Annotated in this window: 19 protein-coding genes and 3 tRNA genes; 5 read left to right on the top strand and 17 right to left on the bottom strand. The window is 60.6% G+C overall.

The genetic code is table 11. The annotated features are described in order from the left end of the window. Window positions 1–6: 6 nt before the first annotated feature. The 7 genes from fdxA to BBDE_RS01970 all read right to left on the bottom strand — a co-directional run bounded on the left by fdxA (window position 7) and on the right by BBDE_RS01970 (window position 3,658). Window positions 7–327 (bottom strand): ferredoxin, encoded by a 321-nt coding sequence (gene fdxA / locus BBDE_RS02000; protein ID WP_003837405.1) that lies wholly within the window; start codon window positions 325–327, stop codon window positions 7–9. A gap of 32 nt (window positions 328–359) precedes the next feature. After that, on the bottom strand, window positions 360–1,859 hold the full coding sequence (locus BBDE_RS01995) for an amino acid permease (RefSeq protein WP_003837407.1): 1,500 nt from the start codon (window positions 1,857–1,859) through the stop codon (window positions 360–362). Window positions 1,860–1,942: 83 nt separating this feature from the next. Beyond that, window positions 1,943–3,142, bottom strand: a complete 1,200-nt coding sequence (locus tag BBDE_RS01990; RefSeq protein ID WP_012901874.1) for an FAD-binding protein — start codon at window positions 3,140–3,142, stop codon at window positions 1,943–1,945. A gap of 60 nt (window positions 3,143–3,202) precedes the next feature. Further along, window positions 3,203–3,373: a 50S ribosomal protein L33 gene (rpmG, locus tag BBDE_RS01985; protein ID WP_003807891.1), complete on the bottom strand. Its 171-nt coding sequence runs from the start codon at window positions 3,371–3,373 to the stop codon at window positions 3,203–3,205. Window positions 3,374–3,424: 51 nt separating this feature from the next. After that, window positions 3,425–3,498: transfer RNA gene (locus BBDE_RS01980), tRNA-Met, on the bottom strand. Window positions 3,499–3,503: 5 nt separating this feature from the next. Continuing rightward, window positions 3,504–3,575: transfer RNA gene (locus BBDE_RS01975), tRNA-Thr, on the bottom strand. Between the two features lies 1 nt (window position 3,576). Continuing rightward, window positions 3,577–3,658: transfer RNA gene (locus BBDE_RS01970), tRNA-Tyr, on the bottom strand. Window positions 3,659–3,837: 179 nt separating this feature from the next. On the opposite strand from BBDE_RS01970, the gene BBDE_RS01965 reads away from it, so the two are divergent. After that, window positions 3,838–5,082 (top strand): trans-sulfuration enzyme family protein, encoded by a 1,245-nt coding sequence (locus BBDE_RS01965; protein WP_003837411.1) that lies wholly within the window; start codon window positions 3,838–3,840, stop codon window positions 5,080–5,082. A 105-nt stretch (window positions 5,083–5,187) separates the two neighbouring features. Here the strand turns inward: BBDE_RS01965 and groES are convergent, their stop codons facing one another. The 3 genes from groES to BBDE_RS01950 form a co-directional block, all read right to left on the bottom strand. Continuing rightward, window positions 5,188–5,481, bottom strand: a complete 294-nt coding sequence (gene groES / locus BBDE_RS01960) for a co-chaperone GroES (RefSeq protein WP_003842657.1) — start codon at window positions 5,479–5,481, stop codon at window positions 5,188–5,190. A 216-nt stretch (window positions 5,482–5,697) separates the two neighbouring features. Next, window positions 5,698–6,690, bottom strand: a complete 993-nt coding sequence (locus tag BBDE_RS01955) for a hypothetical protein (RefSeq protein WP_230454331.1) — start codon at window positions 6,688–6,690, stop codon at window positions 5,698–5,700. A gap of 268 nt (window positions 6,691–6,958) precedes the next feature. Next, on the bottom strand, window positions 6,959–7,585 hold the full coding sequence (locus BBDE_RS01950) for a GNAT family N-acetyltransferase (protein WP_003837417.1): 627 nt from the start codon (window positions 7,583–7,585) through the stop codon (window positions 6,959–6,961). A gap of 95 nt (window positions 7,586–7,680) precedes the next feature. On the opposite strand from BBDE_RS01950, the gene BBDE_RS01945 reads away from it, so the two are divergent. The 3 genes from BBDE_RS01945 (at window position 7,681) to BBDE_RS01935 (ending at window position 9,393) form a co-directional block, all read left to right on the top strand. Further along, window positions 7,681–8,325, top strand: coding sequence for a 5-formyltetrahydrofolate cyclo-ligase (locus BBDE_RS01945; RefSeq protein ID WP_003837419.1), 645 nt, complete (start codon window positions 7,681–7,683; stop codon window positions 8,323–8,325). A 130-nt stretch (window positions 8,326–8,455) separates the two neighbouring features. Beyond that, window positions 8,456–8,638 (top strand): FmdB family zinc ribbon protein, encoded by a 183-nt coding sequence (locus tag BBDE_RS01940; protein ID WP_003842662.1) that lies wholly within the window; start codon window positions 8,456–8,458, stop codon window positions 8,636–8,638. A 113-nt stretch (window positions 8,639–8,751) separates the two neighbouring features. After that, window positions 8,752–9,393 carry a flagella basal body P-ring formation protein FlgA gene (locus tag BBDE_RS01935; protein ID WP_003837424.1) on the top strand — a complete coding sequence of 214 codons (642 nt, stop codon included), beginning with the start codon at window positions 8,752–8,754 and terminating at the stop codon, window positions 9,391–9,393. Between the two features lie 57 nt (window positions 9,394–9,450). On the opposite strand, the gene BBDE_RS01930 is transcribed toward BBDE_RS01935, so the two are convergent. The 6 genes from BBDE_RS01930 to rplJ all read right to left on the bottom strand — a co-directional run bounded on the left by BBDE_RS01930 (window position 9,451) and on the right by rplJ (window position 17,545). Continuing rightward, window positions 9,451–9,657: a hypothetical protein gene (locus tag BBDE_RS01930; RefSeq protein ID WP_175279300.1), complete on the bottom strand. Its 207-nt coding sequence runs from the start codon at window positions 9,655–9,657 to the stop codon at window positions 9,451–9,453. A gap of 62 nt (window positions 9,658–9,719) precedes the next feature. Beyond that, window positions 9,720–13,343 (bottom strand): helicase, encoded by a 3,624-nt coding sequence (locus BBDE_RS01925; protein ID WP_003837427.1) that lies wholly within the window; start codon window positions 13,341–13,343, stop codon window positions 9,720–9,722. 8 nt (window positions 13,344–13,351) lie between these two features. Then, window positions 13,352–14,821 (bottom strand): FHA domain-containing protein, encoded by a 1,470-nt coding sequence (locus tag BBDE_RS01920; protein ID WP_228369740.1) that lies wholly within the window; start codon window positions 14,819–14,821, stop codon window positions 13,352–13,354. A gap of 151 nt (window positions 14,822–14,972) precedes the next feature. Beyond that, on the bottom strand, window positions 14,973–16,283 hold the full coding sequence (locus BBDE_RS01915) for an MATE family efflux transporter (protein WP_171843658.1): 1,311 nt from the start codon (window positions 16,281–16,283) through the stop codon (window positions 14,973–14,975). 248 nt (window positions 16,284–16,531) lie between these two features. After that, window positions 16,532–16,912: a 50S ribosomal protein L7/L12 gene (gene rplL / locus BBDE_RS01910; protein ID WP_003836061.1), complete on the bottom strand. Its 381-nt coding sequence runs from the start codon at window positions 16,910–16,912 to the stop codon at window positions 16,532–16,534. A gap of 111 nt (window positions 16,913–17,023) precedes the next feature. Beyond that, window positions 17,024–17,545 (bottom strand): 50S ribosomal protein L10, encoded by a 522-nt coding sequence (gene rplJ / locus BBDE_RS01905; protein WP_003837432.1) that lies wholly within the window; start codon window positions 17,543–17,545, stop codon window positions 17,024–17,026. Between the two features lie 460 nt (window positions 17,546–18,005). Here rplJ and BBDE_RS01900 point away from each other — a divergent pair, with 460 nt between their 5' ends. Next, window positions 18,006–19,394, top strand: coding sequence for an NCS2 family permease (locus BBDE_RS01900; protein WP_003837437.1), 1,389 nt, complete (start codon window positions 18,006–18,008; stop codon window positions 19,392–19,394). A 184-nt stretch (window positions 19,395–19,578) separates the two neighbouring features. On the opposite strand, the gene BBDE_RS01895 is transcribed toward BBDE_RS01900, so the two are convergent. Then, a complete protein-coding gene (locus tag BBDE_RS01895) occupies window positions 19,579–20,484 on the bottom strand; it encodes a metal ABC transporter solute-binding protein, Zn/Mn family (protein WP_003837440.1) in 906 nt (301 codons plus the stop codon). Window positions 20,485–20,491: the final 7 nt, after the last annotated feature.

Below are 20,491 nucleotides of genomic sequence, written 5' to 3'. Positions count from 1 at the left end.
AAAGTCTCACTGATTCTGAGGGGGCAGTGCCGCCACCTGTTCGGGATCCTTACCGATCGGACCCGCTGCGGAAGCGCCGCCCAGATCGCCGACCTCGGCGAAGAAGCTGACGGCGGCATCCTTGTACCAAGCCCACTCGTCGGGCAGATCATCCTCATAGAAAATGGCCTCGGTCGGGCACACCGGCTCGCATGCGCCGCAATCCACGCACTCATTCGGATTGATGTACAGGGAGCGGGAACCCTCATAGATGCAATCAACCGGGCATTCATCCACACATGCCTTGTCTTTGACATCGACGCAAGGCTGAGCGATCACGTACGGCATGGTTACCTCCTTACAAACTTGACTGTTCCAGACTACTCTTGCTCTCGGGCAACATCCAATTCGCCGGTGCCGAGACAGGCATGACGGTAGCCGTAGCCGAAATAGATGGCGAAACCGACCAGAAGCCATACCACGAAACGGATCCAGGTGAGCACACTCAGGTTGAGCATCAGCCACACATTGGCGAGTGCAATGAGAATCGGAATCCACGGATTGCCGGGCATCCTGAACGTACGTTTCAGATCGGGACGCTTTCTGCGCATGATCGGAACGGAAATCGCGACCAGCGTAAACGCCGACAACGTGCCGATATTCACCATGTCGGCAAGCACGTCGACGTCGGAGCATGCGGCGATCAGTGCCATGACCACGCCCACGATGACCTGCAGACGGACCGGAGTGCCATGCTTGCCGGTATGGCTCAATCCACGCGGCAGCAAGCCGTCACGGCTCATGGCGAACACCACGCGCGTAAGCCCCAGCAGCAGCACCATCACCACGGTGGCCAGACCGATCACGATGCCGAAGCTGATGATTTTGGCGGCCCAGTTGGCACCGACCATTTCGAAGGCGGTGGCCAGCGACGGACTCGCCTGCTTGGCGAGATCCTTATAGGAGACCATGCCTGTGGTGACGATGGCGACGAGCGTGTACAGCACGATGATCAGGCCCATGCCCACGCCGATGCCCAACGGTACGTTTCGTTTCGGGTTAATGGCCTCTTCGGACGTGGTGGCGACCACGTCGAAACCGAGGAAGGCGAAGAACACGAGCGCCGCGCCGGAAATGATGCCGGCCACGCCATAGATGCTCGGGGTCATGCCGGTGGCCCACTGCCACAACGGCTGGTTCATCACGGCGCTCACGCCGGAATCAGAGGATGCGGCGGGCTCGCTCGGCGGGATGAACGGAGTGAAGTTGTCGGCCTTGATATAGAAGAATCCGACGACCACCACAAACAGTACGATGGCGATCTTCAGCACGGTCAGCGCCCCATCCACGCGGGCGCCGATCTTGGTGCCGAGCACGAGCAGCGCGGTGAAGAAGGCTACGATGATCAGCGGCGCCACGTCGAAGTTGAACGATCCGATGGCGATGTTGGTATTGATGTTCCAGCCGATCAACCGGAAGAAGTCATTCAGGTACACGCCCCAGTATTTGGAGACGACGGAGCCCGCCATGAGCATTTCCAGAATCAGATCCCAACCGATCACCCACGCGATGATCTCACCCACCGTGGTATAGGTGAAGGTGTAGGCGGAACCTGCCACCGGAATCATCGATGCGAATTCGGCGTAGCACATTACGGCCGCACCGCACACGATGCCCGCGATCAGGAAGCTGATGATCACGGCCGGTCCGGCGTGGAAAGCCGCAGCCTGGGCTCCGATGGAGAAGATGCCCGCTCCGACGGCCACGGCCACGCCCATGATGGCCAAATCCCACCAAGTGAGGTCACGTTTGAGGGAACGCCCCGACTCGCCTGTTTCCGCAATGGTTTGCTCGACGGATTTCTTACGGAATACGTTCACCGCAATCCCCTTCCTCCATACGGCCGGTCATTCCGGCCGCTCTCGACAAGGGGCAAGTATAGAACGATACCGTCACATTGGCGTCACTTGAGATCCATGCCGATGACGACCGGTTCGGGTACCAAGCGGATGCCGTAAGCCGCTTCGACGCCATCCTGCACGGTTTTGGCGAGGTCGGCGATGTCGGCCGCGCTGGCGCCACCCCGATTGGTCAGCGCCAGCGTGTGCAACGTGGACAGGCCAGCGGTCGCGGTCGCGGCGGTTTTGAAGCCCTTGTGGAATCCGGCGTGATCGATGAGCCATGCGGCGGAGGTCTTGACGCTCGGCTCGCCGTCCGGCAGGGTCGCGTCGAAACGAGGCGCATCTTCGGGAAGGGCGGCCGCCTGCTCGATCGTCAGAATCGGGTTCATGAAGAAACTGCCGCAGCTATGGCGATTGAAATCCAGCTCGTCATTGCCGGCCTGGGTACGTTGCGCGTCATGCGCGATGGCGACCAGCCCGGCCTTCTTGGTACCGCGCATGGGTTCGGCAAGGTAGCGGTGGGAATCCTCCAGCATGCCCTTGGCGGCACGCACCGCAAGCACGGCGTTGCGGATATCCTTGGTATTCATACGATCACCGACCTCGACGCCAAGCGCCTTGGCGAGCTGACCATAGCCGACCACTCCGGTATCGCTATGGTGCAGGGCGAAGGTGACGGAAAGCACCACATATCGGGGGGTCGGGAAGAATTCGTCGGCCGGCGTAGCCGGAGCCGCATACATGCTGGCCTTAAGTGCACTCATGCGGTAGCCGAAGCGCAGATCTTCGGCGGTGAGGTCGCAGGTACGTTTCTCCTTGCGGTCCCAGACCTCCACGCTGCGCACGCTGGAACCGACCTCCTGGCCATAGGCTCCGATGTTCTGCACCACCGATGCGCCAACGGTTCCAGGGATTCCGGACAGCCCCTCCACGCCTTCCAGACCGAGTTCGACGCAGAAATCCACGAAATCGTCCCAGTTGCAGCCGGCTTCGGCATTGACGTGTACGATTCTCTCGCCGTTCTCCACCGGAGCGGCTTCGTCGAGCACGTTGATGCTGCGGCGTGCGTCGCGAACGACCACACCGTTGAACGGCGTGTCGGCCACCAGCATGTTGGAGCCGCCGCCGATTACGCATAACGGCAGTCCCTTGGCATCCGCATCTTCAACGGCTTCGATGACGCCGACACGCGAAGTGGGTTCAAGGAAGATGGCGATGGGCCCGCCAACGCCGATGGTGGTGAGATCTGCAAAACTTGTCATAGTGCTCCAGAATAACAAAAACCCGACCGAAATGGTCGGGTTTGAAAGTGTTGAACTCGCTCAGCGGGTCTCGCGATGCACGGTCTGCTTGCCGCAGCGGGAGCAGAACTTCTTGAGCTCAAGACGATCCGGCGTGTTACGGCGGTTCTTCGTCGTGATGTAGTTACGCTCCTTGCACTCGGTGCATGCCAGCGTGATGCCCGGACGAATGTCGGCGCTCTTGCTTGCCATCTAGTTCACCTCTTGTGGTTCGTTGCTATACCGACATGCCGTCGGCCTTTGTAGCGAGAAAGAGACTCGAACTCTTGACCTTACGATTATGAGTCGTACGCTCTAGCCAGCTGAGCTATCCCGCCATGAGAGCCTCGAGTGAGAATCGGACTCACGACCTCTTCCTTACCAAGGAAGTGCTCTACCACTGAGCTATCGAGGCGTGGCGGATAGTGGATTCGAACCACTGAAGCACGAGGCGACTGATTTACAGTCAGTTCCCTTTGACCGCTTGGGAAATCCGCCGTGCTGCCTGTTTGGTTTGAACCCCAACCGGCAACCCGTTTAGTATGCCACGACCCCTCCGATAAACGCAAATACGGCGTGTCGCACATGGCCGGACCACTCATAATCGTTGGAATTCCGCGCTTTTTACGTAACATGTTCGTCTCCAAAACGAAACGAGCCTCTGCAAGACTTTTCCCATGACTTCAGAACTCGTACACCACGGACAATCATTCGACGACCAGCCGCTCGGCTTCGGCACCAAATCCATCCACCTCGGCAACGGCGTGGACAAGGAGACCGGAGCGATCCGACGGCCGATCACCCTGGCCAACGCCTACGCACTGCCCTACGACCCGAGCGACATCAACTGGTCAAGCTCGGACGTGAACCTCTATACGCGCAACGGACACCCGAACCAGCGTTATCTCGAGGCGAAACTCGCCAATCTCGAAGGAGCCGAGGACGCCGTCGTGCTCGCCTCAGGCGTGGCCGCACTCGCCGCCACCTTCACCACCTTCCTCAACCGGGGCGACCATGCAATCTTCTCCGACACGACATACATCGCCGCATACCGGCTCCTCAACCAGATTCTGCCCGAGAAGTACGGCATCGAAACCTCCATCGTCGACACCTCCGACCCGGCCAACGTACTCAACGCCATCAAGCCGAACACCAAGCTGGTTCATCTGGAGACGCCAGCCAACCCGACCCTGAAGGTCACCGACATAGCGAGCGTGACGTCAATCGCCCGCGAGGCGCAGGAACGGCTTGGCCATGACATCCTCGTCAGCGTGGACAACACCTTCAATTCGCCGTACAACGTACGCCCGCTGGAACTCGGCGCGGACATCGTGGTGGAGAGCCTCACCAAATACATCAACGGCCATGGAGACGCCCTCGGCGGCATGATAGCCACCACCAAGGCCCGAACCGACGAAATCCGCTTCACCGCCCAGGTCAACTACGGCGGCATCATCAGCCCGTTCAACGCATGGCTGATCAACCGAGGCACGGTAACGCTCCCGCTGCGCATGAAGCAGCACAACGCCTCGGCACAGGCCATCGCCGAACATCTCGAACGGATCGACGCGGTACGGTTCGTCAGCTATCCGGGACTCGAATCACACCCGGGACACACCGTGGCAACCAGCCAGAAGGCCCACCCGGCGGCCGGATACGGCGGCGTACTCGCCTTCGGGCTCAATACGGACCACGAAGGCCACAACCGGTTCGTCTCCAAGCTCAACGTCATCACCTCGGCGGTCTCGCTCGGACATGACGAGAGCCTGATCGTGTTCCTCGGAGAGGACGACGAACGCCAATACCTGTACCCGCAGGAGTTCCATCAGGGCTTCTTCCGCCTTGCAGTCGGACTCGAAGACACCGACGATCTGATCCGAGACATCGACCACGCACTCACGGAAGCCGGATTGATGGAATAGCGATTCCCGATCGAGAAACCGCAACACAGAAGCCACAAAACGAGCGAAGCCCCGTTCCCACACAGGAACGGGGCTTCGCCATGAACAAACGGCGCTACGCTACGCTCAGCCGAGGATGGCCAGAATATCGCGGGCGGCCACGATGAGGTAATCCTCACCCTGATAGTGCACTTCGGTGCCACCGTACTTGGAGTACAGCACCTTGTCGCCGACCTTGACGTCGACCGGAATGCGCTCGCCGGCGTCGTTACGACGGCCCGGGCCGACGGCCAGGACTTCGCCCTGCTGCGGCTTCTCCTTGGCGTTGTCCGGGATGAACAGACCGGAAGCGGTCTGGGTCTCGGCTTCCGCCTGCTTGACGATGATCTTGTCTTCCAACGGTGTGAGTGAGATCGACACTGTGGACCTCCTCTTTCTTAAGAGAAATCGATACTTACCGCGCCGGGACCCGCTAGCAAGAGGCTGACGATCACTTACGGCGTCGTCCTTTTCGCGCTGGGATATACTCTAGCGCGATTATTAGCACTCTGCCAACTCGAGTGCTAATGCTGAGAGAGAAACCCTATGAAAAAGCCTGAAACCATGCGGTTTCAGGCTTCGACACGTTTATGCGCCTCACGCGCCACGACGGGCCAGAATGGCTTCCAAACCGGTGCCAAGCGAATCGGAGGTGGCATCGGGAGCCGTCACCTCGGCACTGACCTCCGTATCATGAAAGTCCTTGACACTGACCTCGTTGAGCTGCACGCCAGCCTCGACACGCGCCCCGCTCTCATCTTCATCCATGTCGCTCATGGCATCGGAAGGCACGATCAACGGTTCGACGGGTTCGGCCTGCTCAACCGGCCTGACCGGCGGTATGGCCTTGGCGACCTGCCTGGTGGACTTGATTTCCATGCTTTCCGGCACTGCCTGCCTGACCTCCACACCGTTGCGCGGAGCTCCCAGCGAGAACGAAATCAAATCCTGTGAGGATTGGTCCGGTACGGAAATCTCCTTGGAAACCGGCTTGTCCTCGGCATGTTCAGCCATATCCTGCTGCTTGTCACGTTCGTCATGAATGGACAGACCGGCGTTCCGCCGGTCCGGAGTGGCTTCCGGCGCAACCTCGACCTTCGCCGCGGCCTCCTGCTTGCGCTTGTTCAACGCACGATCACGGTCCGCCTTGCCGCGTTCGACGGCCTGGCGAATCTCCCCTTCCGGCATCACATCGGTCGGAACCTGCGTTTCGGCAATCCTGCGCGCTTCGGCCAGTTCCGCATCATGCAGTCTCCTACGTTCCGCCTGCTCGGCACGCGCACGCTCACGTTCGGCGGCGGCCTGCTTCCTCATCCGGGAACGATATCGGGCGACTTTCTGCTCCCAATCCCTCGCCTGCTTGGCGGCACGCACGCCAAGGGCCATCACCGCAACCAGCATGACCGCCGGAATAAGCGCGAACCATGCGCTGAAATGCAACGCAACCGCTGCGACGATCACCGCAATCGTCGTCACGGCCAGCGCAACGACGATGATTCGACGTCGCCGGATCGCAGCTCGGCGAAGGGTGCGCACTTGGGCGATATGCTCTTCGGACATCCTGCCCCCCTGAGCCTCGGAAGACTGCATTATAGCCCCTTTCGCCTGCGGCGTGCTCACGTCGGAGAACCTCGTCCCGCTATCGGCATCCACAAGATGCAACGACGGCGAAAACCGGTCTTCGCGATGTTCGATCACTCGCTTCATGCCTTTGACCGTCCGTCGGGGCAGCCATCCAACCATGAGAATCACGACAATCGCAAGCACGACCACCGTGCTTAACGACTCATAACCCATAGGTCACAAGAATAGGTGACTTTCTGACAATCTGGCCACATCCGTTTCGGGCGTGTCGGGCCTACGCAGTCATCAGCCTGGCCGTGAAACCGTTGGGGGCGTCCTCGGATGTCATGGCGTAGGTCTCATGATCGCGCCACCGCCCATTGACATACATGTAGGCGCGGCGCACCCCCTCGAAATGCGCCCCTACCTTGACGGCGACACGTCTGGAACGGGCGTTTTCGGGCAGCAGTGCAATTTCCAGCCGATGCAGGTGCGGCCCGTCGGGGTCGAACATGGCCCAATCCGCCAACAACGTCACTGCCATCGGCGCGAATCCACGCCCAGCGCAACGTTCATCCACCCAATACCCGACTACGCCGGTACGCATCGCGCCGTAGCAAATCGCTCCGAGCGAAATCTGGCCGACGATGCGCCGCTGATGTTCCATGACGAACACCACCCCGGTGCCGTCACGCTCGTTACTGCGCAACCGCCGTATCCACATATCGAACGACATCGACTGGCCGTGCAACGGATCGCCCGACTCCCACGGACGCAACCAGGCATCGTTGCGCCAGCGCACCTCATTCCATTCGTCGTCATCATCCGCAGTAAGCGGACGCAGCCGGATCGGTACCTGCAGTGCCTGCGACTGTATGAACTGCGGCACGGCGATGGCATTGGCCCGTATGGGACATATCATGTCGCGGAATGCTTGGAAAACGGTCACGCACCTATTGTGCCACCCACCGCCCCGCCGTCACGTTCCATACAACATGTCGTGATACAACAGGCGATATGGACACGACCGAAGCGACCGAGCCCCCGGAGGCAGCCGAACGACTGCGCTCCATGAAACAGGCCATGCGCCATCAGGCCATCGCCGCACGCAAACGCACCACACCCGAGGAACGCCTCGAGGCCGGCCGGCGCATAGCCCTGCATGCCTGTGACGAAGGTCTGATTCACCCTTTCGCCACGGTGGCCGCCTTCGTTTCCATGGGTAGCGAAATTGCGATGGCCCCGCTGCTGCAGGCGTTGCTTGACGCGCAATGCCGCGTACTGGTGCCCCGATTGGGATCCGGCATGACCATCGGATGGAGCGAACTCGACGATCTGGAAGGGTTGCGCAGCGTTCGCGGCGATGACGGTTCGCCGAATACGCGCCGTCCGCAGGAACCGGATAGTCCCTCCGGCGGGCCAGACACGCTCAGCGATGCCGAATTGATCATCGTACCGGCCTTCGCGGTGGACCCATCCGGCATTCGCCTAGGCCGTGGCGGCGGCTGGTACGACCGCGCACTGGAATACAAGGCGGCCAAGGCGCGAGTAGTGGCGATCTGCTGGCCGTGGGAGACCACAAGCACGCCGATACCGCACGAGCCGCACGACGTTCCCGTCGATGCGGCGCTCACCCCGGACGGGTACATGGCCATTCGATGAACGCGACGGTCACGCATCGCCTGCGCACATTCTGTGAAATGCCCCATCAAGCCGTCTCAGGGCGCGTACTAGGATATGGTCACGTTACGAAACCCGTGTGAACCCCGTTTGAAGTTGTGGAGGAAAACCGTTGCCTACCTATCATTACCGTTGCAAGAACTGCAATTACGATTTCACCGAACAGCAGTCGTTCAGCGACGACCCGATTACCGTGTGCCCGAAGTGCGGCGAGGAGCAGGTGCGTAAGGTCTATTCCGCCGTTCCGATCGAATTCAAGGGTTCCGGCTTCTACCGCACGGATAAATCCAAGTAGACAGGGCCCCGGAGCCAGGCGCGACACGCCGATGATGTGGATAACCCCCATCCTTCGACCACAACCCCTGATCCGGCTTGCGCGATCATATTCCCACAGGTCATCATGCTCGCATGATGACCTGTTTGCATAATCTGACGAATCAGCCGTCCATGCGCCGCCTGGCCAGGAATCCGCTTCGGAGCGCACGATTGCGCCGCCTGTTGGCTGCATTATGCGCGGGATTGGCGGTGTTCCTGGGATTGCAGTGCCTGCGGTCGACGGTTGAAACCCGTCCCGCAGTCGTGACGACCCAACGCATCCGCCGCGGCGACACGATCACGGCCTCCGTCGTCGCCGTAAGAGACATCCCATACGATGCCGCCTGGAATAACGCATTCCATACGATTGATGACGTTACGGGCATGGTCGCGCAAATCGACATTCCCGACGGCGGCATCGTCACGGCAACGATGGCACGCGCCTCTCCCATGATTCCGCAAGGCCATACGGCGGTCGACGTGCGATTGGCCAGCTCCATCGACGAGCTCGACGTCGGCGATGAAGTGACGCTTTCCGGCGCCGTGCCTGCGCAAGGAGATGCCGGCGATGATGGCGGAGCGCTGCGCGAGCTTGCGTCACGGGCGACGGTGATCGGCAAGCCCGCCAAAGACGCCAATGGCATGGCCACGGCGACGTTCGCCATGTCGCCGGATGAAGCGGCGGCCGTGCTGCAAGTACAGGAGTATGCCGCCATCATTGCCGTCACCCGGTAGCTTCGACTCACGCGCCGCGTCTTGCCCGTCCGGAACGACCTGGGCGGACGACCGGGATCAATGACCGCGTTCGGAGAAGACGCCCCAGTGAGGGGGCAGTTCGGTGAGGATGCGTTTGTCGTCATCCGCCGCACGCTGCCGGTCGGTGAGCACGTCCGACGGTTCGAGCTTTACGCCATCGGCATCGAAGAGCTCGGTGCCCTGTCGTACCACACGCTTATGTTTGCGCGGAGTGCGACGAGATGCGCAGTATCCGGATACCACTCGTACGGCCGGACCGTCGACGGACTCCTGCCCGGAACGCTCCTTGTCGGAAGCCGCTTCGCTCACTTGCCCTCCTGGTAGATATCGCTCAGACGCGCCACGATACGGTCGACTTCCTTATCGGGATTGACGAACGCGCCGACGCTCCACACGGTCATCACGGACCATCCCAACGATTCGATGTCCTGCAACAGTACGCGGTGGCGTTGCCTGGTGGACTGCAGTCCCATGAACTGGGCATCATCGGTCAGCACGGCCAACGAGAACGGCTTGTCGGGCAATCCCACGACCAGCGGCAGCCTGGTACCGCGATCGAATCCGTAATCGACGGCGACCTTCAGGCCACGGGCACGAATACGGTCGGCCAAGTCGTTGAACAGGATGTTGGTGCCGGACTCGTTCTCCGACGGGCGTACCGGACGATCGTCAAGCTGCTCGGCCCAGCGCAGCACGGTCTTGAGCATCTTCGGACCGGATTGGTGCAGGCGCTCGTCATCCATGTCCGTCGAGGAGAATGCGGAGACGATATCGACATGACGATCGGCAACGGCCAGCGCATCCAATAACATGCCGCGGCCGCCTTCGGCTTCAAGCGCACCGAACTGCTGCAACAGGCGGCCATGCGAGGTCTTCGCATAGCACATCGCCACTATGGCGTCGGTGGTGTGGGCTCCGGCGACATCGGTGATGTCCACGATACGTACATGGCGCAGGAACAGTCCCATCGCCTTGTTCTTGGTGGCCATCGCCTTGAGCTCGGCCCCCAATCGGGTACGGAACGTATGGGTGAGCGCCACCACCGTCAGGGTGTAGGAGGCGGGCACGATGGTGAACGAGGCGGCACGCTGCGTGATGATGCGAACCACTTCGTCGATCTCCTGCTGGCTGCTCTCCACCAGTCCGGAGGTCATGACGGGCACGCCGTTGGCCTCTTCGATGTAATGGTAGGCGACTTCGCCCTGAGAACCCTCACGAGCCACGTCAAGCGACAGCGATCCATAACCTTCGGATTCGAGGAAGGCACCGAGTTTCGGCGCACGACGAACCGGACGGTCGGCGATCTTCACACTCGGCAGCAGTGCGATCAGCGACCGTACGCTGTCGGAGGTGACGGTTTCGCGATGCGCGATCACCACGACCTGCTGCGCACGGCAGACGATGCTCATCAATTCCACGGACGGAATATGCGCACCCGCATCGACGATCACCACATCGGCAAGAGGAGCGGGATCGGTGACCGCGGCAAGCGTGGCTGGGGTGGCCATGAGAATCGGCTTGGCCGCGGCGAGGATCTGGGCATGCTCCTTGTGCAGGCGATTCAACGACACGCTGCGGGAACCGGCAAGCGTGGTATGCAGCAGATTGGCCTCCTGCGTGCGGGAGAACAGCATGTCGCACAGCCGGCGCATGGATTCCTGCGCCACCATGGGCCCGACGGAGCGCACATGCTCCACATCCACCTGGGCGAATCGATCCGCTGCGGCCTGCAGAGCCGAACCGTCCTGGTTGGAGATGATCGCGGAGGAACGCACGATGTCTTCGAACACCGTGGTCCACCAAGCCAGCTGCAGTTCGCCGGCCACGGCATTGTCGTCGATGCCGCGATTGCGTAGATCCTCCACCAACTCGTCAAGCCCGATGTCATGGAATTCACGTTCCAGACGGGCACGCTCCGGCAGGGTGTCAAGCGACTGATGATCGTCGTACAGGGCTTTGAGACGCTCCTCGACCTGATTGAAGTCCACGGTCTCCAAGCTGCCGCCCATCGGCGTGGTGGCCAGAATCGTATTCAGGGCCGTCATATCGCGGGTCAGCTCGTCCTGGGTTTCCAAAATGTCGTCAAGCTTGGCGGGCAGCACCGGCCAACCACCGTGCGGCACGAACATGTGCCACTGTTCCGACTGCTTGGCCACCACCTGCAAGGCGTCATGCAGGTTCTCCACCTGTGCGCCGACACGTAGCAGGCCCTTGGCTTCCTTGATATGGCGGCGGCGCTCCCAGAATCCCATGGAGCTGCCTTCGGCCTTGCGCTCGGCCTTCGGCTTGGTGGCCTCGATCATGGAGACGATGTCACGTTCGAAGATCTCCGGCTGGAACACGTCAAGCACGCGGCGCAGATTCTTGAGCACCATGACCTGGCGGCCCCACTCCTGCGCGGTGGTCGGAATCGGGAAACCACAGGTCTGCACGGTGCTGGCCACCTGTTCACGGGTGGCGGGAAGCACCTTGCGCAGCAGTTCGACCACGCGCTGATGAGCACTGACGGCCTCTTCCTCGGAATAGATGGAGGCCTTGAACCAGGCGGTGTCCTTTTCGGTGATCGAATATTCGCCAAGTTCGCCGGCGCGCTGCATCTTGACGGCCCAATCCTCCATCTTGTCGCTGATGGCGTGGGCAGCCTGCTTGCTCAGGCGCACATGCGTGGTCGGACGCGTGGGCAACACGGCGATCTGTGCCAGGTTCTGAATGGTCTGGTAGGCGGAAACGCCCCATTCCTGGCTGACCCCGTGCAGATCGCCCAAGTATCGGGTCAGGCGGGAACGTACGCCCACCAGTTCGTCCGCCAACTGATCGAAACGAGAGGTGGCGACGCCCGACTGGAATCCGACCGCCGCAATCAGCTGGCGGTCGATGGCCGCGTTGGCGCCGTCGTCGGCGATGTCGAGCAGTTGCCCGCCCATCTCATTGGCGTTGATGGCCTGCGCAAAACGACGCCGCTGATTGGTGACGCACGGCACATACAGCACGGACCGGCCGCTCATCACGCAACGCGAGGCGATGGCTGCGGCCTGTTCGGCTGTGTTGTTGCCGATGGAACTGTCAACGAACAGCGAATGCCCGGAAGCGGCAATCTGTGCGGCGTAGCGAACGGTGTTGCTGACATCGCCGACCTCATATTCACCGTGCGGATCGCCATCAAACGGGCTGTATTCGGCGATATCGGCATTGTTCAGCGCGTCACGGGCGGCCTTGTCTCCTGCGAGCGCGTCCAGCACGGTATTGCCGGTAGGTCCCTGCGCCAACTGGTCGATGATCTTCTGGCTTTCCACCAGCATCTGTGTGGACGGATCCATGAAGCATCCGAGAATGATATGACGCTCAATCTCGAAATCCGGGAATGCCGAAGTCGCGCGCGCGGTGATGGCGGAGAACACCGCCGAGGTTTCGGGAGTGCCGCTCTCGTAGTTGGAGCCATCGAACAGCTTGGCCTCATCAAGGGCAACGTTATGTTCACGCATGACGGCGGCGAAGGAGGCGTTCAGGCGTACGCGGCCGGTAAAGGCGATGGTGGTGCCGCTTTCGGCGGTTTTGCCGGTCCGGCGCACTTCGACCGGGTACATGAGCACCGGTACCTGATTGCCCTTCCATGTGGCCACGCCCACGACCAGCGACAGTTCGCCCACACCGCTGATACGGCTTTTCGTCTCACGATCGTCAATCACGCGTTCCACGCGGCGGCCGGCCGCACGCAGCATGCCGTTGTCGCGAAACAGCGAATCCAACGTGACATGCCCGCTGGCGAACAGTTGCGCGATGCCGGAGGGGTGGGCATGCGTCAGGTCCAGCTGCGCGGTCAGTTGCGTCACGTCTTCAAGCGGGGAAGGCGACAATCCCAGACGGTACTGCTCACGCCAGCCGCGAATGCGGTCCAGCGCAGTGGTGGACCGCTCATTGCTTTCGCTCATGTGTTGACTCACTTCCCTACCGCTTTACGGTATTCCGCATACCCAGGATTGCGAGACAGGGCTGCGTCGATATCTTGATTGCCCAATGCCGACAGCCATGCGTACAGATCATCGTACAGCGACGGGTTCATGGCGAGGAACGGCAACAACTGCGGATGGCGTGCCATCTCGAACTGCACGGTGAAGTCATCGGTACGTTTGGCTTCATCGGAGGTCAGGCCGTCGACCTCGATGGTCTGCTCCTGCTTGACGAAACCACCTTTGGACACGCGATCGAATACGGATCCCGGTTCGAATACCGGAGTGAACGTCACGGTCGCGTCGATGGACGGCTCGATATCGTTCTGTGACGCCGACGGGCGGAATCGTTCGTCGTCGGCGCTTACCTGAGGCCGCTCATCGTCGGATCGGTCGGATGATTCGGCCTGCTCAGCCCGCTCGGCGACCGTCTCCTGCACCGGCTGTGACTGTTCGACGGGTTCGACCGGCTCCTCTTGCCGCTCTTGGGTCGGTTCGCTCTGCTCTTCGTCTTGCCCATGTTCCGGCAGATTCAGCGAATCCTGCCGGGCATCGGACTCATCCTGCTGCCGATCGGCATTCCTGGCACCGAACAGGTCATTCACGGCAATGGTGTCGGACTTCAATTGTGCGAGCGCATCCGACTTCGCGGCATCGGCGGCCAATGCCTCATTGACGCCCTGTACGGTGGCGGCCTGCGCCTTGGCACGGTCGATGGCGTCGGTCAGCTCGACGTCCTCCCGATCCCGTTCGGCTCGCGCATCGGCTTCCGCCTGCGCATCGGCGAACAAATCGCGCGGAGCATCATCGTGCGCCTCATCCTGCGGCTGCACCAGCGATACCGACGGCAGTACTTCATATTCGGCCTCGCCGGCGCGTACCGGCGCAAAGGATTGCCGCTCGGCCTTATGCAGCGCGTCCACGCGAGAGGCCACATTACGGGCGTTGAACAGCGCGGTCGGTTCGCCGGCACGCAGATTTAGAATGTCATCCACCGACATGTCGGCCGCATCGGGCTCCTGCGGTCCCTCATCGGCAAGCGCATAATCGAACAGATCGGCCACCGCCGGCTTCGCTTCGGCATCGGCAGCGACTCGCTCACGACGGAACGTGACCTTCACATCACCGAACTGCATGGTGATCGGCGAGCTCGGCAACATGAAATCGACATCGGAGGGCAGGCGCATCAGTTCACCGTTCGGACGTACCACGAACGAACCGTTGGTGGAGTTCAGATCACGGATGGTCGCGGTGCCGTTATCGTCCACGGCGAACACCGCATGACGCTTCGACATCGACTTGTTGGAATCCGCGATATCGAGACGGGAATATCCGTCATCCGCCAGCGGCCGCAGCGGTTTGCGTCCAAGTTCGACGCTTTCGCCGGATTTCACCGTTTTCAGGTCGCTTTCACCGACCCCGACGATCCACTGCTGCGCCGTTCGTTGATCTTCGCTCACCGTTCCGGCCTTCCTTTCGCACACAACACTACTGCCATTGTGTCATGCTTCACCATGTTATGGAGGATTATGACGCGTCAAATTGACAACTTCCGCCTATTTCCCCCATTGTAGTGGTGACTTTCGCCCTCCGGACCGCTCAGAGCGCGATTTACGATTGCTTCAATCCGTCAAGGATGCGCCTGTGCACCGGAATGGTGCAGATCAACGTCAGCACATCCGAGACGCACTGGGCGCATTCCACTCCGGTGATGCCGAACACATGCGGCAGGATGAGCACGGTCGGCGCGAGGAACAGTCCCAAACGGCAGAAGGCAAGGAAGGAGGCGGCAACGGTTTTGCCGATGGTCTGCTGCATGGTGTTGGCCATCATGTTGTATCCGTTCAACGCCAATGTGCAGCATTGGAACCGAAGCGCGGCGGTACCGACCGTCACCACTGCGGCATCGTCACGGAAGACGCGCACCAGATCGGGTGCCGTAATCCATATGATCGCGGCGAAGGCAAGCATCGCGATGGTCGCGACCTTCACGCAGAACCAAAATCCCTTCATCACCCGTTGATGGAGGCCGGCGCCGTAGTTATACCCGCAAACGGGCTGGAAGCCCTGTCCAAGACCGATCATGATGGAGTTCGCGCCAAGCATGATGCGCATGACGATGGCCATACCGGCGATGGCCGCGTCACCGAACGGATTGGCGGCGATGTTCACGCAGGTGACGGCGAGCGTGCCGGCCGCGTTGCGAATCATGGAAGGCAGTCCGCCACCGGCGATCTCGCGGGCGAGCGGAACGGTAATCCGGCATTGCCGCAACGAGAAATGTACCACGCCGTATGTCATGCCGAGCGCTGCAAGAATGACGAAACTGATGGTCTGGCAGATCGCCGTCGCCAATGAGGCGCCGAACATGCCCATGTGCAGCAGAAAGATGAATACCGGTTCCAATACGAGATTCAGCACCGAACCGGTGACCAATCCGATCATGGCGAGCGAAGCGAGGCCCTGATAGCGCAGCAGGCAGTTCAAGGCGAAGGATCCGCACATCATCGGAGCTGCGACGAGCAGCGGTATCAGATACGTTACGGCGTATGGCTCGATCGTAGGAGTCGCCCCGAGCATGCGCACCAGCGGGTGTAGCGTGGCCAATCCGACCACGGTGATGACCAGGCCTGAGGCAAGGGCTCCGACAAACCCGACGGAGAGCAGTCTGGCCGCACGTGCGTCGTTGTGTTTGCCAAGCTCGCGACTCATGGAATTACCGGCGCCATTGCCGAAGAAGAATCCCATGGCCTGGATTACGGTCATCACGCTGAAGGCGATGCCCATGGCGCCAGATTGCGCGGTACCGAGACGTCCGATGAAGAACGTGTCGGACAGGCTGTAGATGGTGGTTACGAGATTGGAGATGATTGCCGGGACGGCGAGCCTGATGATCAGTGAGCGGAGCGGACCCTGTGTCATTTCCGCATATTCGGCATCGGCATCCTTCTTGGTTTTGGTTTTTTGAGATTGCTTGCTGTTCACGCCGCCACACCATACTCACCCACTCTTTGACGACCCTGTGTTTCCCCGACCGGCGAACAGCCACCGCGTGCAATCCGCCTCATACCAACGGTTGCCAAGGTTGCGCATATAGCGGAAAACCCCGATTGCCATACAGCAAACGGGGTTTCTCCAAGCGTGGTGATTGCGGCTTCAAGCCGCGCGAATCACTTGAGCTCGACGGTAGCGCCGGCTTCTTCGAGCTGGGACTTGGCCTTCTCGGCGTCTTCCTTCTTGGCCTTCTCCAGAACGGCCTTCGGAGCGCCGTCGACCAGAGCCTTAGCCTCGGCCAGGCCCAGGGAGGTGATGGCGCGGACGGCCTTGATGACCTGGATCTTCTTGTCGCCAACGGCGGACAGGATGACGTCGAACTCATCCTTCTCTTCCTCAGCCGGAGCAGCAGCGCCCGGAGCGGCAACGGCGACGGCGGCCGGAGCGGCAGCCTCGACGTCGAACTTCTCTTCGAAGGCCTTGACGAACTCGGAGAGCTCAACCAGGGTCATCTCACCGAAAGCTTCGAGCAGCTCATCGTTGGTGTACTTAGCCATAATGGCTTCCTTTCATTCTTGGCGACGGGGTCAAATTGAAGAGGTAACCGTCACCTAAAATTTGTATCTTTTCTTTTCAGTTGTCGATTCACGCGGCGAGCCGCAGTGAAATCAGGCAGCCTTTTCCTGCTTCTCGCGCAGCGCATCGATCGTACGCACGGCCTTGGTCGGCAGAGCGTTGAACAGGTACGCGGCCTTGGACATCGTAGCCTTGATGTCGCCGGCGAATTCGGCGAGCAGCTGCGGGCGAGACTTGAGGTCTGCCAGCTTCTGAGCACCTTCGGCATCGTAGACGGTGCCATCAGCATAGCCGCCCTTGATGATCAGTGCTTTGTTGGTCTTGGCGAAGTCACGCAGGGTCTTCGCAGCTTCGATGAAGTCACCCTTCACGAAGGTCACAGCGGTCGGGCCGGCGAGGATCTCGTCGAGACCTTCGATGCCAGCTTCCTTGGCTGCGATGCGAATCAGCGTGTTCTTAGCCACAGTGTAGGAAGTATCGCGGCCTAGCTTTTCACGCAGTTCAGAGATCTGCGGAACGGTAAGCCCGCGGTACTCGGTCAGGTAGATAGCATCAGCGTCACGGAACTTATCCGTAAGCTGGGCGACCACCGCTTCCTTTTCGGGCCTCTTCATGGCGTTCCTTCCTTAGTCGGCCATTGACTGTGAGGTTCGGAACGTCTTGCCGGGCAACAAAAAGCCCTGCACGCAGGCAGAGCAACATTCGACCGCTAAGCGGCATACCCTTGACGGGCGTATGTTCTTCAACCTGCGTTGGCTTGGCGAACCAAACTTCGTGAGTGTTTGCACACTCCAACCAACGGTCTGTGGTTTACAGATGAACAACTTACGGATGACGCTGGACTAACCCGCTCCGGGCGTGTCGTGTCCGGCCGACAATCGGAATCCAGCGAAAACCGAAGGAGCCTCCCGAGCCTCTCTCGGAAGATTCACGCAATGTGCATGACTCATGGAAGTGCTACGGTTGGGCTCGTTCGGAATCCTATGATTCCAGGCGAGTCGCGATTCTCGCCGGAGCAAGCCCCGCACAAGCCGGCCCGCTCCTACCAACCCAAGAAAGATAGAGATAGAGAATATGGAAAAGTTCTTCCATCTGAAGGAGAACGGCACCACCGTATCCACGGAAATCGTGGCCGGTCTGACGACGTTCTTCGCCATGTCGTACATCATCATCGTCAACCCGCAGATCCTGTCGCAGACCGGCATGCCGTGGGGCGGCGTGTTCCTGGCAACCATCATCGCGGCCATCATCGGCACGCTCGTGATGGGCCTGTTCGCCAACGTTCCGTACGCGCAGGCCGCCGGCATGGGCCTGAACGCCTTCTTCACCTACACCGTGTGCTTCGGCCTCGGCTTCTCCTGGCAGCAGACGCTGTGCATGGTGTTCCTGTGCGGCCTGATCAACATCATCATCACCGTCACCAAAATCCGTAAGATGATCATCAAGGCCATCCCGGAAGTGCTGCAGAACGCCATCGGCGGCGGCATCGGCCTGTTCGTGGCCTACGTCGGCTTCCTGAACGTCGGCTTCTTCACCTTCACCACCAAGGCCGACGCCAAGAGCGGCGACACCGTACAGGCCACCCCCGGCCTGGCCGTCATGAACAATACGACCATCTGGCTGTTCCTCATCGGTCTGCTGTTGGCCGTGGCCTTCACCGTACTCAAGGTACGCGGCGGCATGCTGCTCGCCATCGCCCTGACCGCCATCATCGGCATCCCGATGAGTCAGACCACCATGGCCAACTCCGTGTCCATCTCCGAGACCTTCGCCCAGCTGCCGCAGACCTTCGGCGTGATCTTCACCGCCGACGGCTTCCCGGCGCTGTTCTCCGACGTGGCCAAGCTGCCGATGATCATTCTGACCATCTTCGCGTTCTCCATGTCCGACACCTTCGACACCATCGGCACCTTCATCGGCACCGGACGCCGCACCGGCATCTTCTCCGCCGCTGACGAAGAGGCCCTTGAGAACGGCTCCGGCTTCTCCTCCAAGATGGATAAGGCCCTGTTCGCCGACTCCATCGCCACTTCCATCGGCGCCATCTGCGGCACCTCGAACACCACCACCTACGTGGAGTCCTCCGCAGGCATCGCCGCCGGCGGCCGCACCGGTCTGACCTCCGTGGTCGTAGCCGTCTGCTTCGCCCTGTCCGCATTCCTGTCCCCGGTCATTTCCGCCGTGCCGAGCGCCGCAACCGCAGGCGTGTTGGTCGTGGTCGGCTGCATGATGGCCTCCTCGCTCAAGGAAATCGAGTGGGGCGACATTTCCGAAGCCATTCCGGCGTTCTTCGCCTCCGTGTTCATGGCGTTCAGCTACTCCATCTCCTACGGCATCGCCGGCGGTTTCATCACCTACTGCATCGTCAAGACCTGCAAGAAGCAGGCCAAGGACGTACATCCGGTGATCTGGGTAGTGGCGATCCTGTTCATCCTGGACTTCGTAGTGACTGCGATTCTGTAGTCATCCTCGGGCGTTCCAAGTCCGGATCGCTTCCGAATACACGACATGGGCGACTCCACCGTGCGGTGAGTCGCCCATGTTGATATGCACCGTTATGTGCACTGTTGCATTCACGACGCGTTCATGCGTACGGCCGGCGGGGACTTGCCGACCCGACCCAAACCGACCGCGGCAGGGACGAGCATCAGCCCGCCTGCTGAATGGCCGCGCTGAATTCGTCGATCAGACCCTCCATCCACGCAGTCAGCGAATCATACTTGTCCGGCATCTGTTCGGTGAGTTCCACCATCGGCACGTTCGCGGACTTCGCCGCGTCCGTGATCTTGCCGGTCAGATCGGTCTCCTCCTGTGTATTGACGACCAGTAGTTTGATCTCACCGGATTCCAATGCGTCGGTGAACTGCTTGATGTCGGTTGGCGTCGGTTCGCTTTCATTGGCGGTGGCCTGTGCATAACCGGTCGGCGTCACGTCCTTCAGCCCAAGGTCACTCGCCAGATAATCGGCCACGGATTCAGTCGCCGCATAGGTCAGCCCATCAGCGGTTTTCTTGACCTCGGCGATGCTCTTGGCGAGATCGTTCTCCTTGGACTGCCATTGCTCATACAGCTTGTCGAAATCATCGGCCTTGCTCGGAACGGCCTTCTTGTAGGCCGCGGTGATCGCCTTGGCCGTGTCTTCGCGCACTTGCGCGGAGAACCAGACATGAGGGTTATCGCCGCTCTTCTTGCCACTCACCTCGGCCGCGTTGACGACGTTCGCCTTGGTGGACTTCGCCGCCTTCACGGCCCACGAGTCATAGTCGGCGCCGTTGACGACGATCACCTGCGCCTTCTGCAACTTGGCGATGTCCGCGGTGGTCGGTTCATAGTCGTGCGCTTCCACATTCGTGGAATTGATGATGCTGGTCACGTTGACGTTGCCACCGCCCAAGGCCTTCGCCACGGTGCCCCATTGATTGACGGAGGCCACCACGTTGATGGCGTCCTCATCGGAACCATTCGCGGACTGACCGCCGCCGCACGCACCCAATGCCGAAAGCATGGTGATCGCCGCAACCACCGAGACCGCCCTTTGTACCATACGCTTCATGATGTTC

Source organism: Bifidobacterium dentium JCM 1195 = DSM 20436, from assembly GCF_001042595.1.
Classification (GTDB): Bacteria; Actinomycetota; Actinomycetes; order Actinomycetales; family Bifidobacteriaceae; genus Bifidobacterium; species Bifidobacterium dentium.
This window is presented reverse-complemented; position numbering and strand designations above follow the sequence as displayed.